Below are 16,378 nucleotides of genomic sequence, written 5' to 3' on the forward strand. Positions count from 1 at the left end.
GGGTCATCTGTCGGGTCCATCGACAGACAATGGAAAGGAATGAAAAATGACTCTCTCTCGTCGTGGTTTTCTTGCGTCCGCTGGCTCGGGCTTGCTGGTTGCAGCAACGCCTGCCTTGGCAAGATCGGTAAGCGCTGGTGAAGCCTATTCGCTGCCGTCCCTTGACTACAGCTACTACGCTCTGGAGCCCGTTATTGGTGCGGAAACCATGGAGTTGCACCACAGCAAACACGCTGCTGGTTATGCGCGCAACCTGAACAAACTGATCCCGGGGACAAGCCTTGAAGGTCAATCTCTTGAAAGCATCATCAAGACTGCAGCAGCGGATCGTGGCAAATACCAGACTGTTTTGAACAGTGCCGGTCAACATTGGAACCACTCGGAGTTCTGGAAAATGCTGGTCCCCGGCGGCACCGGAGTACCCGGAGCTCTGAAGAAGAAGATCGAAGGTGACTTCGGCAGTTTCGAAGCCTTCCGCGAGCAGTTCATCAACGTATCCAGTAAACAATTCGGGTCCGGCTGGGGTTGGCTGGCTGTCGACACGTCGGGAAAACTGGTTGTCCTTTCGACACCGAATGGTGAGAACCCGCTGGTGCACGACATGTTCCCTCTTTTGGGCGTCGATGTCTGGGAACACGCTTACTACGTTGACTATCGCAACCGCCGCAAAGAGTACATTGCTGCTGTTGTTGATGGCATTGTCAATTGGGAATATGTGGACGCGCGTTTGTCAAACGCCTGATCGTCATCATATTAAAAGCCCAGAAGTTCAAACGCTGAAACAGTCGAACAGTCTGTTTCAGCGTTCTGCATCTCCCGCTGTCTGTCAATCGTCAGGGATTTTGGCAACGCGCGCTATGATGCGATCGTTCGCTACATCTACGTTATGTTTCAGTTCCTGTGTGACTACGATCATCGGCGAGTGAAGGTTTTTTTGCGTATCCAGCGGCCGGAATTTGTCCAGTGCCTTGGACAGATCACTTCCAATCCGTGCCGCGTCGCGCAGTTCCTGTTTCGATGCGCCTTTTTTTGGAATCTCGAAGTCCAACAAAAGCGCGTTAATCTCGGCAGTCTTGAAGTATTTCGGGTCTAATCCTGGTTTCAATTTGACCGCGCTGGCTTTGATCATTGACCAGGACTCGATATTCATTTCGATATCGCATGGTAACCAGCTGACATCCGCGTTTGAGCCTATGGTCTCAAATTCCTTGTCCTGCAATGCCGCGCGAAGATATTCGACGACGCCCTGACATACGTCATCGGAATCCTCGAACACCTCGGGGGTCAGCCCGCAGCTTTGCAACGCCCGGCGCGCCTGTGCGTCACCGTCTATACAAGCACCATAAGCCAGCACACACTTGCCCAGCGTCGTGTTAACCTTGATCGCCTGGCGGGCCAGCCTCCGGTTTTTGGGTTCTGCCCTGGCCAGCAGGAACAACTCCCATCCCTCTTTGATCCGATCCCGCGAGTATTTCTCGAACCAGAATTTGTTCAGGAATTTTCCGATCTTTTCGATGCTGGTCATAGCTGCCGCGCCGACGTGAGTTTGATCGGCCAGACGCGCAGCTTCTGCACCGACACCAGCAATATCAGCAGCAACTTCGGCAGCGTCGTGTATGGTGCCTTTGATCAGCGCATCGCGTTCCCCAACCACAGCAGGTTCATATGGGCTGTAGCTTCCGGCGATCGCGTTCATTTCGCGGGACCACTTGGACAGGGATTTGCGTCGTCGGTGCAGCTTAACGCTATCCATGACCAGAGTTCGAATTTTACCAATCAATCCGGCCGCGGGTACCGCAGCCAGCATAATACCTGTCGCCCCCTTACTGGCCTGATCGGCAATCTTGATACGTTGTTCGGTCTTTTTCACCTCAAGTGTCAGCTGTTCGACCGCTGACATCGCCTTTTCATACTCTTCCTGATAGAGTTTGGGGTCCGCATTGAATTTATCCAGACGCTTCAAATCGGCCTGCTTTTTGAGGTCTTCAAGCCAGGCGTCTTCTTCCTCCATGTCGGCTTCGATAACGGCGCGGAACCCCGGGTCCTTGAGTAGAGTTTTCGAAATGTCGTCATAGAGACCGCGGATTTCGTCCTCGGTTTCTGGGTTGTCCCCGTCCGGATCATCCTGCAGCTTATCGACACGATCGCCCAAAACCTCCATCTGACCCAATATTTTATTTTCATCTTCTTTCGACAAGTTCATATTTGCGACAGCGCGGACATCATTATGTGTAGCGCGCTCGCAAACAGTCAGCATTTTGTAAACCTCGACTGCGACCGTTTCGGGGTCAAGCTTGCCCGGATCCAGTGACATGAACAGCTTGAGGTCCTTTTGATCCTCGGGGATGTTCAGCCTTTTGGCCGTGTCCCTAATTTTTTGATACGCCTTCTGAACTTTGACCTTGTCTTTGCGAAAGCTCTCATCGGCCATCTGTTTCGAAAGTTCTCTTGTTTCCTCCATAATGTCGCGCTGGTCGTTGACTGTGGCCATGTATTTGCTCATCCCGAATTCGGATTGGCCTTCAGCATGTTCTTCTTCAATTCTGGCGGTGACGGCAAAATCTGCATCGCTGCCGTGGCCACCCCAGCCGGCCTCGATGTCATCGGCATCCTTGTCTTCACGGACCGCGTCACCGATCAACCCGGCTGTTCCGGTAAACGGGCCAGAGGTCGTGAATAGAAGCACTTGCTTGGCGAAATCGTCCCAGTCGCCTTTCTGCGCGGCGGCTACCATCTTGTCGATCATTGTAACCGAAAGACCCATTCCCTTGGCCAGCATGCCCCAGGAGGATGCCTCATCCCGGCTGTCATTTCCGGTGTCGCCCCAGCCACCGTCGTCGCCCTTGGTTCCCGATGCTGACATCGACTCGCCCGCAGCGTCGCAGATATCGGCGATGGCTCCGACCACAAGCTCGCGGGGGTCTTTCAGGGTTTTCCTGCCCTCGGCGACCTGAGTGAGTTTGGACACCGCTTTCAAACCCGCTTTGCCTGCCAATATCCCGAATTTGGTTTTGTGTTGACGGTTCTGGGTATCTGCGTTCGTGGTCAGGTCTTCTGCTTCGGTTGCGCTAGTGATGCCTGCCGCGACCGAGTCAGCAAAGGCACCTGCCAGTTGAATACCAATATCGCGCCGTTTTTCCTGTTTCGCCCTATAGGCCTGAGCGGCCTCAACCGCTCCAATGGCTGCTGCGGCTCCGCATTTGCGTGCGGCGTCCTGAGCGACGAACTTTCCGTATTGCTGTGTCAGCTTCGCGGCTTCGTATTTCTCTTTTTCCTCGCCTTCCGCACTTTTGATCTGCGCGTCCAGCCATTTGTCGTAGTCCTTAACACCATCTTTCTTTTGCGCTTCGAATTCGGCGCGCGTCAGTTGTAACTGGGTGACTTTCTTGTCGTCTGCAGCGAGTTCATCCAGAGTTTTCTCGTCGTTAATTGTTAAACCACCGAACTTGAGGCGGTTTTTCTCGTATCGAACCCCGTCCTTTTCATTGCGAAGCTGTTCGATTTTTTCGGGGTCTTCTTCTTCTTCGATTTGCTCGGACAGCGAAGCTTCTTCCTTATCCAACCAGTCCTTATAGGAAAGTTCCTCGTTTGGATTGTCCTTGAGGTATTTGGCCTTGGTCAGGTCGGCTTCGGTGATCTCGGGTCTGTCCGCTTTCGGCAATGCTTTGATCTCGGCGACGGTTTTACCTTCTATCACTAGGTCATTGTACTCGTCGGGCATCTCGTCGACGTCGAGATCTTCATCCAGCGCAATGTTTTCTTCCTTGAAGTTGATGAACTTCGCCAAATCCTCGCGACTGGCTTCGGTGATCGAGATATTGGCGTAGTGAAGCGCCTGACTGGCCCCAAGATTGGCGGCCGTCATCAGCAGCTTGCCACGGCGGAGCGCCTTGTCGACCCCCGCCACCTTCATCTCCTTACCTTCTTCGCGGGCCATCAATTCGGTGTAGACGGCGGCCGCATTCTTGAACACCTGCATACCTTCCGAGAAACTGTCAGGCACAAGGTTTGACGGGATAACCCCTTCACGAACCAACGGTGTCCACAATTCTTTTTCGATATCTCGGTCGCTGAACAGGCGTTCACCTTTTTTGTCGACCATCGCCGCCAATTCATTCGACTTTTCAACCAGCGGCCGCAACATGTCAAAGATTTCGCGGATCGCGGTGGCCGCCGCTTCGGACTTGAATTCGAATGTCTCCTCACCTTTCTTGAGGCCTACAAACTCGCCCGCGCGATCCGCAAAACTGTCCCATTCACTGTCTTCGATTTCGACCGGGATTTTGTCTCCGTCCACTTGCGCCAGTACTTTAATGGTCTTCGGGAATTTTACGTCTGCCGCGTTCCAGGCAGCCCCCAACACTGGATTGGAAAGAGCCATCGCCTCGTTAAGGTTGTGGTTCCTTTTTTCGACGACAAGACCCAACTCACGCAGACCGTCGCGCAGCGCTTGTTTTGTTTCTCCGAAATCCTCACTGGAATTGAGCACCTCAATGGCCTTTTCACGCGCGATGAGATTGTCGATTTCGTCTTGAAGATTCTGAGTCAACTGACCGCCGTCGCCAAAGACCTTCGTCATCCAGACACGTTCTGCTTCAAATGACATTTCGCTCTCCTGGCTTAGGTCTGTTTAACTTCGGCGAGTAAGTCGGCTTCGGTCTTTTCCAGAAAATGTAGCAGGCGGCGCACAGGGCGGCCGTTGTCGAACGGGTTTGTCTTGATCAGACCGCCGATCATTGTTTCTTCTAGGAACCGTCGATTTCTTCGGATCACGGTAAAGGCTTCTTCGCGCAGGGCGATCAGTTCAGGCATGCCCAGACCCTTGGACCGTTTTATCAGGTCGCCACATTTGTCATCGAGGTCCATCCGTTCTTCGATCTGCTCGGCCACGGTGCCAATATTCTTTTTATTCGCGTCGTAAAGACTGACAAAGGCGTTGGCGGTCGGGTCTTCATCTTTGACCTTCCGGGCTTTCTTCGCGACCGCCGGAACATGTTCTTTGTGAAAAGCTTCAAGCCCGTCGTAAAAAGGAGAAAGGCCGTCACGGAGACGTTGCAAAATCAAAGCGAACTTTTCATTCGAGCTCTGATCTTTTGACATCTTCAATGGCACATTTGCTTCTGCGAAATCACGTGCTTCTGATAACAGACGTTCAGCCTCAATCGTTAATTCATCGAAATCTTCAGGGGTTGCGGCGGTTTTAGCTCTTGTTTTCAACGCCTTGAGAAGAACCTCATTGCTTTCGAAACTGTCGCGTGCAGCCCCTTTCAGCTTTTTCTTTTCCTTGCTGACGAAGTTTTTCAGGGTCTTTTGCGCTTCTTTAAAGTTTGCTTCTGACTTGTTGAGCCTGTCGTTAAGGTCGCCTGAGTTGTTTACGTCCAAGATAGTTCTAGCCAGGGCGCTGGCGTCTTGGCGTTTCAATTTGCCAGTCAGCTCATCCACGCTCAGCTGCCCAGATGGCAGCCCGGAAAGTGCTTTTTCGGTTCGAACCAGACTGTTTATCTTCCAGTCCATACGTTCGGTCAGTTTATCCAACTTTCGGTCAGCTTTCTTAACAGAGCTGTTTTTACCGATGTCGACTTCTCCCCAAATTCCGTCGAACAACCTGTCGTACAAACCTGCATAGTCTTCGCGGTCGGCGGCCTGTTCCAGGGATTTTTGCGTCTCGGAGTCAATCTTTAAGCCGCGGATGGTGTTTTCGCCGTTCTTTTGCGAAAGCTTTTCGCAAAACACTTTGAGGGTCTTCTTGAACTGAGCGATGAACGCCTTGGTCTTATCCTTCTTGGCTTTGTCGAACTTATCTTTGAAGTCTTTGTAGTCTGTTCGATAGGATTCGAGGGATTTGATACGAGCCTTCAGCAAATCTTCGTGTTTTTGCAATCGTTTCAAGGCTTCAGCCAGCTTTTCCGGGTCCTTGATGTTACGGTTTTGCAGGTCCAGTTCATCCTGGAAATATTCTTTTGCAAAGTCTGAATACTTAATCACCCGATGTTCGAGGAGGGCTTCGTAGCGTTTTGCGCATTTCTCGTAAGCCTTGTAGTTATCGGAATGCTCCTTCAGAACATCAAGATCCTCGGAGATTTGGTTTTCAAAATCTCGAAGTAGAAGAAAGTCGGCCTGACCCAATTCCTCTGAAGCAGCCAGCATCTGCAACACCTCAAGCTTGGCGGCTAACGGTTTCATGATCTCCTGAGGCAAGCCCGAGACCCCGCGCGCTGTTTTTATCTTGCCGTGTCCGGTTGCGTCGGCCTCTTTTTGCTGAACCTCGTGATCTTTCACGCTGAGGTAATTTCCGATAGCGCTTTCATGCGATTCTGCGCTTTTTCGGAAGACGGCTTTCAGGATGATTTCTCCGGTGTGGATATGCTTGGCCGCCTTATCTTGCCAGGCTTTAAGTTTCGACGGATCGTTGCCGAAGTGGCTCAGGACATCATCAGAGTCTTTCCATTTCAGATTGTAGCTCTTCGTTGCGCTCTGAAAATCGACCAGGGCTTTATAAGCCTTGGTTTTGGTTTGCGCCTTGTCGTTTGCATACCTGCGGCTCAGCTGTCCTGCGGCAGCGCGCATGTCCTTGAGATAGTTCAGTGTCGCCAGCGCGTCGCGCGCTGTGTGTTCATGCTGATCTTCCTTCGCCTCTTCAGCCAATTCCTCGGTTGATTTTCGCTCGTCAACGGCTTGGGCGACATTGACTTTCACATCTGAATTGCCCTGAAGCTCTCCGTCTGGAGCGGCTGCGGGTTTTTCGTTGGACAATGCCAGCTTTTCCAAGGTCTCAAGATACAGAAGCCCATTCAACACGGCCTGTGCATCGCTATACCGACCCGCTTCTGACAATTTTTTTGCCAATTTCGCCGAACGTTTCAGTACCCGCTGGCCTCGTCTTGTGAACCGATCGTCTTCTTCCGCAAGATCCGCGCTGATGGTTTTCAGTTTAAGATCAATAGAAGTATTGAGCGCCTTGATTTTCTTCTTGAGCTGTTTTTCGTCTTGTTGACGTGCGCGAAAATCTATTGGGTGACGCCAGGCTTTCAGCAGTTTGACCTCATTCGTCGTCAAGTCGAATGCGTCAATCTCTTTGTCTGTGAAAGTGAAATTCCCACGTTTGAATTTTTCGAAATCGGTTCCGTCATCCGCAAGGGAATAAAGCGCCTCGGAGGCCTCGGCGATTTGCTCCTCAACATTGGCGGCGTTTGGAACTACAACGGCTTTCAGCCGCAATGCCGCCATCAGTTTGGCTGCGAAATCCTTTGCTCTGGCCTCATGCCAATCTTCGTCTTTTTCGCCGCGCATGCGCGCCCCCCGTTTTGAAAATCAACCTGCCCTCAGGACGTGTTTCATCTTAGTAACCGCATCACCCAGAACCGTGCCCAAAGACATGGAGACCCCAAGATCATTCGTGTCGATCAACTTGATTGCCGGATTGCTCGACAAAAAGCCGGCCATGTCGTCAAAGGCTTTTTCTGCTGAATCCAACGCATCTGGCAGGCGCGTTTCGTTTGCGCGGTCCAGTTCGATGAAGGCGGCGTTCAATTGAACGAACAGATTTTCAGAAAAACCGGTCAGACCACTTTCCGACAGGGTCTGGCAATTTGGATCGTCAAAGGCAGACAGTTCTTGCCTCAACTTATCGATCTGGCCAGATACATCCCGGTGCGCTTCGTCCCAGATGTTGCGAATGCGGGCCGCGACCTTTTTACCTTCTGTTTCAGGTGCCAGCTTTGCGGAAGGTTCATCCGGTCGTTTTGCCTGTGCAATGGCGTTTTCGACCTGTTCAAGCTGGATGAGAGCCGCCGCTGTATCGCCACCCGCGACCATGGCCTTAGAGGCCGCGAATGTGTGCAGTGCTTTCTCAAGCCCTTGCGTGCCTTCGTCCAGTGCCGACTTCAATAATTTGGCAACCCGCTGCAATTCGGATGTTGGATCGGGCCCATTCGTTGTTTCCGGCTTGGCAGTGTTTATGCCTGCCTTTTTGGCGGCAGTGATCTTATCGGAAAGGATTTTTAGGATCTTGAGTGCATCGGAATATTTGCCTGCCTTCGCCAAGGCTTCGGCCTTGTCCCAGATTGGGTTGGCCTTGTCGGGATCAAGAAGGCCCGCATTTAAAGCGGACTTGAAAACAGGTGCGAATTTTTCGGATCCGATTTGCCAGCGCTTCTTGTTGAGATCGACAGGTTTTGCGTCTTGTCCATCATCCGAGGTAACTGGGGTGTGCAGCGCGGTCCTGAGCCTTTTTGCGACCTTGATTGCACCTGGATAGTCATTTTCCTCATCGCCTATCCTCAGGGCATAACCCCAGGCCGTGCGAATTTTGGACACGTCTCCTTCACCGGCTTTCAGAAACGCGGCTACGTCAGGGGCCAGATTGTCCTTTAACGTCTTCCATTCAATTGCGTCAGGGTCCGGCGCAGTATCATCGTCGGCGTCATCTGCAGCAGGCTCGGTATTGAACACTGGTTTTTCAGGTTTGTCTTCTGGACCGAAGACTTCAACCCGCATCGGAGCCTCGGCCAGTTTAAGGAACTCTTTCGTTTTCTTGGCCAGTTGCGCGACCACGTCACTTTGGCAATGGAGGTTAAGCGTGTTTCCGTCGCACCACATTGTGCCAGAGGAAAGTTTTTGTGTTTCACCTTCGCTTTTTGCGCGTTTGGTCAATGCGTCGGGCGCCAAAATGCGATCGACCAGGAAGACTAGGTTTTCAGTCGTCTTGCCCAGACAGATCGCAAAGTTCAGTTCCCGCTTTCGAGCAGCCGCAAAATGCCCCTTGAGTTCTTTTGTTTTCTTCTTGTCAATCGCCATGGCTTCCCCCACGTAACGATTTGACAAAAGATCACTTCAAAATTCAACTTAATTGCTGATTTCATCAGCGCCCTTCAGTTCACGAAAATCCCAAAGCATCCGGACTGAATCTGTCGTCGCACCCCTACGTCGACGAGATTTACGTTGTTTCCAAACAGCAGGACAAAAACCTATCTGGCTTGTATGCTTATAATTTTTCGGTGTGGCGACTAGGTGATCAATTTGGGTTGCCCGTGTCGTACGGGGTCGCGGGCTACCGCAATACTTGTTCCAAGCTGTTGCTATTTGATTTTTCGAATAACCATCGCACCGGACCCAATGACGGCTATTCGGGCCAGATTGTCGTTGCATGCATCTATATTGTCGAGATTATAAGCTGATCGTTTCGGGGAACGCTGTGCCGGAGTTAGGGTGGGCTGCGACCATCGTTTTGTCCCGATTTAAGCCGATTGAAAGGAAAAACGCGCGGATGCGCATTGGGGGGGGGTGGATTTTGGTTAAAGTTCTGCTGGTGGAAGACAATGAAATGAACCGCGATATGCTATCGCGCAGATTGACCCGTAAAGGGTTTGCGGTCGTGGTTGCAAAAGACGGGTTAGAGGGCGTTGCCATGGCGGGCAGCCAGTCTCCGGACATCATATTGATGGATATGAGCTTACCTGAGATTGATGGCTGGGAGGCAACACGGCGCATCAAGGCCAACTCAGACACAGCTTCGATCCCGGTTGTTGCGTTGACTGCTCACGCAATGGCCAGCGACAGGGAAAAAGCGTTGGACGCGGGTTGTGATGATTTCGATACTAAGCCCGTTGAACTTAGCCGCTTACTGGAAAAGATGGAAAACCTGTTGCCCGCGTCCTAGTGGCTGCACAATTATCCCGCTGCAGGTTTGCGCCGCATAACGAAAAACGTACGAACCTGACCTTTGCCTTTGACACGAATATCGGCAGGTTCGGAAAGGTCAAATCGGTGTTCGATCTGTTTGGCTGTTGTTTCGGAAACTTGAACCCGGTTTGGCGCACCGGTTGATTCCATACGGCTAGCCATATTCACTGTGTCGCCCCAAACGTCGTAGAGAAATCGGTGTGATCCAATTATGCCAGCGACCACGGGTCCGCTGTGGATGCCAATTCTGACATCCATGGGGTGATCCAATTCATGGTTCAGAAATTCGACCACTGCCAACATGCGAAGTGCCATTTCTACGACCGCTTCGGCATGGTCACCCCGATGATCCGGAACGCCAGCGGCCGCCATATACGCATCCCCGATTGTTTTGATCTTCTCTACGCCGAGTTCTGACGCGATTTCGTCAAAGTCTGAGAAAACGCGGTTGAGGTTGTGAACCACATGGGCAGGCGGCAGTTTGGACGACAACTCGGTGAATCCAACAAAGTCCGAAAACAGAACAGTTGCTTCACTGTGGCGATCGGCGATCATTGTTTCACCGTCATTCATGCGTGCCACGATTTTCTGCGGCAGGATGCTGTGGAGAAGTTCCATATATTTTTGTTTTTCCGATTCCACTTGCCGAAGGTACTCGCGTTCGCGGTCCCTCCAACGCCGTTTTTCGAGGGCGGCGCTGATCCGGGCTTTCAGTAGGACGGGGTTGAACGGTTTGGGCAAATAGTCCTCGGCTCCGGCCTCGATGCAGCGCGCGACGCTTTCGAGTTGGTCCAGGGCCGAGATCATTATGACCGGAATATCGCGGTAAGCGTCATCATCCTTTAATCGGGCCAAGACATTGAAGCCGTCAATATCGGGCATCATTAGATCAAGCAAAACCAGATCGAACGCGTGTTGCGCCATCATCTTCAGGGCTGTTCGCCCTCCGTCTGCGGTTTTGACTTCATGGCCGTCCCGTTCCAACCGACGAGCCAAAAGATTTCTGTTTGCCTCAAGATCATCCACAACGAGGATGCGCCCGATCAGCCCGGCGGTATCCGCAATTTGTTGGGTAGACTGCATGCTCTGGGTGAGTTTTGTGAACATTTCGGCGGCGTCGTCGGACGCTTCCGGAAGGCCAAACCCCCCGTTCGGTTGATGGTCGGACAAAGCCGACAGCCTGTCGATATGTTGCAGCAAAGCTTCGGTGTGCTGAAGCAGGCCCAGAATGTCGGGTTTCAATTGACCTGCGTTCAGTGCTTCCAAATCCTCCAGAAGCATTTCGCTATAGCCCTTGATTGCGTTCATGGGTGTTCGCAAGTCGTGACGCAGTCGTTTTATTCCTTCATCACCGCTGATTGTCAGCTTTATCGCCATTTCGGGACGAAGCAGCTGATCGACAAATGCGTTCAATTCGGTTGCCGCTCTGGAAATACGGCTCAGGTCGGATACGGCATCCTCGGGGACCATCTGTCTAGCTTCGTTCTCAAGTATATCGCAAAGCCCGACAATCACGCTGACCGGAGATATCAGCGTCTGACGTAAATTCGCTAACCACAATGCTTGCGCTTGTTGGGCTTTGGTCTCCGGTAGGTCGGTCACGGCCGATGTTTCCGTGAATCTGAGCTTGGCAGAATTTCATTCAACTGATTCAAGATTGTTTCGATTTCATCCCCGTCCTTGCGGATCAGCGTCTGAACGGAACCATTCAAACGTTTCCGATCTTCGTTCGACAGAGTCTTAGCCGTCACGATAACAACGGGTATCTCTTTCCACTGATCATTCTTCCTCATCCTCGCAAGGAATTCGAAACCGTCCATTTCGGGCATCATGAGGTCAAGCAATATTACATCGGGCACTACTTTCGAAAGCTGATGCAACGCATCCAGCCCGTTGACAGCCTGATCTATCTTCCAGCCTTCCTTCTCAAGAACGCGGGAGATGAATTCGCGGGTCGCTGCTTCGTCCTCGACAACCAGAACGCTCGGCGTCGGCTGACTGGGGCAATGGTCCTTTAGGGCGCTCAGAAGTTCGATGGTATCAATCGGCTTGGCGAGGTATTCACTAGCACCCAAAGACAAGCCCCGTTGACGGTCTTCTGCAAAGGTAAGCATGATAACCGGGATATTAGCCAGTTCGGGATCATCCTTCAGTTTGGAAAGAACCGCCCAGCCGTCGACCTCAGGCATGAACACATCCAGGGTTATCGCATCTGGCCGCACTGTCCGAGCGAGCTCCAGAGCCTCCTCACCCCTAGTCGAAGCCAAAACCCGGTATCCTTCCCGATGCAGTCGCCGACCTAATAGGTCATGTACAGTAGGGTCATCATCCACCAGCAAGATAAGCGGAGCGTTCGGATCAATGTTCGGATCGTTTTGGGAGAAGTCCGAGACCTTTAGCCGATCAACTGACGGATCTTGGCAGATGCGCGGCAGTCTAATTGTAAAAGTGGAGCCTTCGCCCAAAGCGCTAGTGCAATGAACGTCGCCCCCCAACTGTTCACAGAACACCTTGGTAATCGACAAGCCCAAACCAGTCCCGCCATAGTTTCGTGTCGTAGAAGAGTCCGCTTGGGTGAATGCCTCAAAAACCCGGTCGACTTGCTCTGGCGTTATTCCGATCCCGTGGTCAATAACTGAAAACTCGATTAAATCAGCCTCGCTCGACGGTGTAACCGACAGCACGACGTCTCCGTTCTCGGTGAATTTGCAAGCATTGGACAACAGATTGAGAAGCGCCTGACGTATCTTGGTCAGGTCGCAGACCATGTCACCTATGCCTTCGGAGCATTGAATTTTCAGCGTATTTCGGTTTTTTTCGGCCAGCGGTTGCATAGTTGTGCCGACATCATTGACCATCTGGGCGACGTCGAAGGATTCGAGATTGAATTCCATCTTCCCAGCTTCGATTTTGGACAAATCAAGGATGTCGTTGATTAATGCGAGCAAGTGTTTGCCAGCCGACTGAATCTTACGAAGATCGCTCAGGTTTGCTTCGTCATTCTGGTCTATGGCTTCTTCCAGCATCAATTCGCTATAGCCTATAATCGCGTTCAGCGGCGTGCGAAGCTCGTGGCTCATATTTGCAAGAAAGGTGCTTTTGGTCTTGTTGGCAGTTTCCGCGATGTCTCGGGCCACACGCAACTCACGTTCCGCTTGCTTTTGGGTAGTTATGTCACGGCCATAAATGTTTGCGTACCCGCCTTCCGCAATGGGCCACAGCAGAAGGGAATAGATGAGGCCGCCCGCTTCATACTCGAAATCTTGTCGTTCATCATATTGCAAACCCTTGCTAACGCGTTTGCGCCAGCCGGTCCCTACGCGATCCCCGACTTTTAGTTGCAATGCGTTGATCAAGGGGGCGCTTGCTTTGTTTGCATAGATTAACTGACCCTGACTGCTGATGCGCAGTACAGGATTTGGATTTTCTTCCGGGATACGAGCCAATTCTCGCATCCGGTTTTCGGCTTGCTTCAGTTGCGTGACATCCCGGCCATACAGATTGACGTGTGCAGCGTCGGGAACCGGCCAGAGCAGCAAGGTATAGACCATGCCGCCTGCTTGGTATTCAAAGTCTTGCCGTTCATTTTCTCGCAGGCCCATTTCAACACGCTGCATCCAATCCGGGCCAACCTTCGTTCCCACTTTCAGGCTTAGCGCGTCCAACATCGGCTTGCTGGCTCTGTTGGCGTATATCAAAGTACCATCGCTACCGATGCACATCACCGGGTTGGGGTTTTCCTCGGGTATCTGTGCCAGCTCGGCATTGCGTGCTTCGACTTTTTTTAGCTCGGACACGTCGCTGTAAATCGCGACTGTGGCGTTGTCGCGGGTTTTGCGTTCGCTTATTTTTATCCACCCCCCGGATGTTCGGCTTTGCATCTGGGTGCCTTCGGGATTGGCGTGGCGTTTCAAGCGTTGCACCAGCCATTCTTCTTCGCGCCCGACCGCATCAGCAATCACGTTGAGCGAAAGAGCTTTTCGAACAACCTGTTCAAAGCTCATACCTGGTTTGACCAGATCTTCATGCCCTGGATACAGCATCTTTCGATAGGTCTTGTTCGCAAGCACCAACCGGTCTTCGGAATCGTACAGAGCGAAACCTTCTGGAATTGTGTTTATTGCATCGACGAGTCCGTCCAGTTGTTGATCTGGTCGCGAAACACGTAATTGTCGGTCAAGAAACGCCGTTGCACAAAGGATCGCAGCGCTGTGTGCGACGTTTGTGTCGGTCTCACTGAATTCGGTCGCCCGCTCGCCTTGAAGCAGGATGGCGCCAATAACTCGTCCAAGGGATTTGACAGGTAACACCATCGTGGCGACGGAGGTCTTGCTGTCATGTGCGCTATCTCGCTCTGGTGAATTAAAGCGTACTTGACGGTTACCGGTAGTCAGCGCGTTGCCGATAAAGTCTTCGGCGATTGGGATTTGCTCAGAGCTCCAGACAACCCAATCCTTGTTGGCTTGTGCGGTAGTGCCTTCCAAATAGAAATCACCACCCGGACTGAGCAAAGCGAACGCGCATTCATCCATGACCAACAAGGTCTTCAGCTTGAGTGCGACTTGAAAAAGAAGGTGATCGGGATCAGGTGTTCTTTCAACTATGGACGCAATCTCTTCCAACATGGCTTGTCTGGCAGCGTCTGATTGATGTTCATGACGGCTATTGGACTGATTCATGTCGCGCTCTCCATTTGGCGAGATCAGCGCATCACCGAAACACTGTTCTTCAGGTTTCCAAACTCGAAAACAGTTGAACGGAAGTCGGAAAGCAAAACAAGGTTGATTTCGCTTTGTTCTGGTGCGGGCGGAACGTCCGAGGCTGTCGCTGTAGCTTGGCGGCGCAGGACCGGCGGCAGGGGAATTTGGCATTTGGCGTTACTATTCAACGACCCGAGAAATAGGCCGAAAGCTCTTTAGACAAGTCGAGGAATAGCTGATGCACCTCGTCTATCGAAGGTACGTCCAACTGATCGATGCGTTCGACATACGGGCAGTTAATGGCGCAAATAGCGGTGCCTTCGTGATCGAAGACAGGATAGGCTAGATTGGTAACACCAACTGCAGTTGCGGATGGCATCCTTTCGTAGCCAACTTCTCTGATGCGGGCTACATGTTCCATGAACTCGCCCCGATCAAGTTGTGGTTCGCCTCGCGCCAGCCGATGGATGTCCAGAAGAGCCTCAATCTGTTGATCGGTGCGAAAGGCGGCCATGACCCGACCTGTCCCGGTGTTGCCCAACCCCATAACGGTACCCACGCGCAACGAAAACACCCAGTCACCTGGTGCCGCAACCGAGGCCACCACAACGATGTCACCATTGCTTTCCATACTCAGGTGGCAGGACTGCCAGGCGCGTCGTGTCGTCACGCGCATTTTGGGTGTGGCAACTTCCAACAACCGCTCGACCGGTGGGTGGCGTTGCGACAGCGCAAACATCTTTAGGCTCAACGAATACAGGTCGTCGTCTTTGGAACGAATGACGTAACCGCGCCGGACCAGGGTGGACAGCATTCGGTAGATTTCGCTTTGCGACCGATCCAGAGCGCGGGCGATATCACCTTGTGTCAGTCCATCCCCGTGGAGTGACAAAAGCTCAATAATATCAATGCCTTTTTCGAGTGCTGGCGCACGATACTTTTCGGTTTGTTCCACCACGTCTTCCTCCTAGGCCGAATGCATAAAGCATCGTTTTGCCGACTGCAAAATGTCAATGTTGATTTATTAGTAAATACGTGATTTAAATATGAACAGAGGTGGAGGAATCAAGCGCGTCGGAGTTTTAGGAGGCCCGGCGCCTGCCAAGCCTGAGATTGCGAAATATTGCTGACCCAATGAGGTTAGAAGCCATATGGCTAAGAGTTGGCTAAGCAATTGCGCGTTTTGGGGAATGTGCCTTGTTGCATGACTAAAATTTTGGGACCGAGGAAAATGAAGCCAAGAAAAGGCCGCCTGGCCGGAAAAAAAGCGCTTGTTACTGCGGCGGGGCAGGGGATCGGCCGCGCAAGTGTTGAACAATACGTGGCCGAAGGCGCTGAAGTTATTGCTTGCGACATCAACGAGGATACGCTGGCCGAACTTGAGGCTATCGAACGCGTCTCGGTGGTCAATCTGGATGTAACGGATGCTGACGCGGTGGCCGAAGCAATTGCATCTGCGGGTGAAGTGGATGTTCTGTTCAACTGTGCTGGATTTGTGGGCTCCGGAAACATTCTGGAATGCGACGACGCGCAATGGGATTTCAGTTTTGATCTGAACGTCAAGGCGATGTTCCGGTTGGCCAAGCTGGTTATCCCCGGAATGGTTGCCAGGGGCGGTGGTTCAATCGTCAACATGTCGTCGGTGGCGTCTTCGATCAAAGGGGTGCCAAACAGGTTTTCCTACTGTGCGTCCAAAGCCGCAGTGATCGGGCTGACCAAATCAATCGCGGCGGACTTCATTACAGACGGCATTCGTTGCAACGCGATTTGCCCCGGCACCGTAGACAGCCCCAGCTTGCACGATCGCCTGCGCGCGATGGGTGATTACGATCAGGCGTTGAAGGATTTCGTCGCGCGGCAACCTATGGGCCGGATTGGCCATGCAGACGAGATTGCAGCACTGGCGACCTATCTGGCCAGCGATGAAAGCGGATTTACTACAGGGCAGACTTTCGCCATCGACGGCGGCTGGACTGTGTGAGCAAGGAGAAACTTAG

9 protein-coding genes are annotated in these 16,378 nt (G+C 52.2%); 3 read left to right on the plus strand and 6 right to left on the minus strand.

Annotated elements, in window-relative coordinates:
- Window positions 1-46: 46 nt before the first annotated feature.
- Entirely contained in the window at window positions 47-742 is a 696-nt protein-coding gene (locus GOW48_RS13030) for a superoxide dismutase (protein WP_170754396.1), read from the plus strand.
- An 84-nt stretch (window positions 743-826) separates the two neighbouring features.
- Here the strand turns inward: GOW48_RS13030 and GOW48_RS13035 are convergent, their stop codons facing one another.
- Genes GOW48_RS13035 through GOW48_RS13045 form a run of 3 tightly spaced genes read right to left on the minus strand, consistent with a single transcriptional unit; the run spans window position 827 to window position 8,796 of the window.
- Entirely contained in the window at window positions 827-4,606 is a 3,780-nt protein-coding gene (locus tag GOW48_RS13035; protein WP_170754398.1) for a hypothetical protein, read from the minus strand.
- A 14-nt stretch (window positions 4,607-4,620) separates the two neighbouring features.
- Window positions 4,621-7,290 carry a hypothetical protein gene (locus GOW48_RS13040; RefSeq protein ID WP_170754400.1) on the minus strand — a complete coding sequence of 890 codons (2,670 nt, stop codon included), beginning with the start codon at window positions 7,288-7,290 and terminating at the stop codon, window positions 4,621-4,623.
- 21 nt (window positions 7,291-7,311) lie between these two features.
- Complete coding sequence (locus GOW48_RS13045) at window positions 7,312-8,796, minus strand: hypothetical protein (RefSeq protein WP_170355277.1); 1,485 nt, start codon at window positions 8,794-8,796, stop codon at window positions 7,312-7,314.
- Between the two features lie 493 nt (window positions 8,797-9,289).
- On the opposite strand from GOW48_RS13045, the gene GOW48_RS13050 reads away from it, so the two are divergent.
- Window positions 9,290-9,658 carry a response regulator gene (locus GOW48_RS13050; protein ID WP_170355278.1) on the plus strand — a complete coding sequence of 123 codons (369 nt, stop codon included), beginning with the start codon at window positions 9,290-9,292 and terminating at the stop codon, window positions 9,656-9,658.
- Window positions 9,659-9,669: 11 nt separating this feature from the next.
- Here the strand turns inward: GOW48_RS13050 and GOW48_RS13055 are convergent, their stop codons facing one another.
- From GOW48_RS13055 to GOW48_RS22730, 3 genes are all read right to left on the minus strand, one after another.
- Window positions 9,670-11,283, minus strand: a complete 1,614-nt coding sequence (locus GOW48_RS13055) for an adenylate/guanylate cyclase domain-containing protein (RefSeq protein WP_214648668.1) — start codon at window positions 11,281-11,283, stop codon at window positions 9,670-9,672.
- On the minus strand, window positions 11,280-14,360 hold the full coding sequence (locus GOW48_RS13060) for a response regulator (protein ID WP_170756480.1): 3,081 nt from the start codon (window positions 14,358-14,360) through the stop codon (window positions 11,280-11,282). Before GOW48_RS13060 ends, GOW48_RS13055 begins: the two co-directional genes overlap by 4 nt.
- A gap of 205 nt (window positions 14,361-14,565) precedes the next feature.
- The gene (locus GOW48_RS22730) at window positions 14,566-15,336 is read right to left on the minus strand and encodes an IclR family transcriptional regulator (RefSeq protein ID WP_331251807.1); all 771 of its coding nucleotides are present in this window, start codon (window positions 15,334-15,336) and stop codon (window positions 14,566-14,568) included.
- Between the two features lie 276 nt (window positions 15,337-15,612).
- Between GOW48_RS22730 and GOW48_RS13070 the strand changes: the two genes are divergently transcribed.
- Window positions 15,613-16,362, plus strand: a complete 750-nt coding sequence (locus GOW48_RS13070; RefSeq protein WP_170754405.1) for an SDR family oxidoreductase — start codon at window positions 15,613-15,615, stop codon at window positions 16,360-16,362.
- The last annotated feature ends 16 nt before the right edge of the window (window positions 16,363-16,378 follow it).

Origin of the sequence: Ruegeria lacuscaerulensis (genome assembly GCF_013033355.1) — a bacterium.
Lineage (GTDB): Bacteria > Pseudomonadota > Alphaproteobacteria > Rhodobacterales > Rhodobacteraceae > Ruegeria > Ruegeria lacuscaerulensis_A.

Excerpts from the sequence above, each read along its gene's own strand:
- GOW48_RS13030 (WP_170754396.1), top strand. The coding sequence starts at position 47 with ATGACTCTCTCTCGTCGTGGTTTTCTTGCGTCCGCTGGCTCGGGCTTG.
- GOW48_RS13035 (WP_170754398.1), bottom strand. The coding sequence starts at position 4,606 with ATGTCATTTGAAGCAGAACGTGTCTGGATGACGAAGGTCTTTGGCGAC.
- GOW48_RS13040 (WP_170754400.1), bottom strand. The coding sequence starts at position 7,290 with ATGCGCGGCGAAAAAGACGAAGATTGGCATGAGGCCAGAGCAAAGGAT.
- GOW48_RS13045 (WP_170355277.1), bottom strand. The coding sequence starts at position 8,796 with ATGGCGATTGACAAGAAGAAAACAAAAGAACTCAAGGGGCATTTTGCG.
- GOW48_RS13060 (WP_170756480.1), bottom strand. The coding sequence starts at position 14,360 with ATGAATCAGTCCAATAGCCGTCATGAACATCAATCAGACGCTGCCAGA.
- GOW48_RS13070 (WP_170754405.1), top strand. The coding sequence starts at position 15,613 with ATGAAGCCAAGAAAAGGCCGCCTGGCCGGAAAAAAAGCGCTTGTTACT.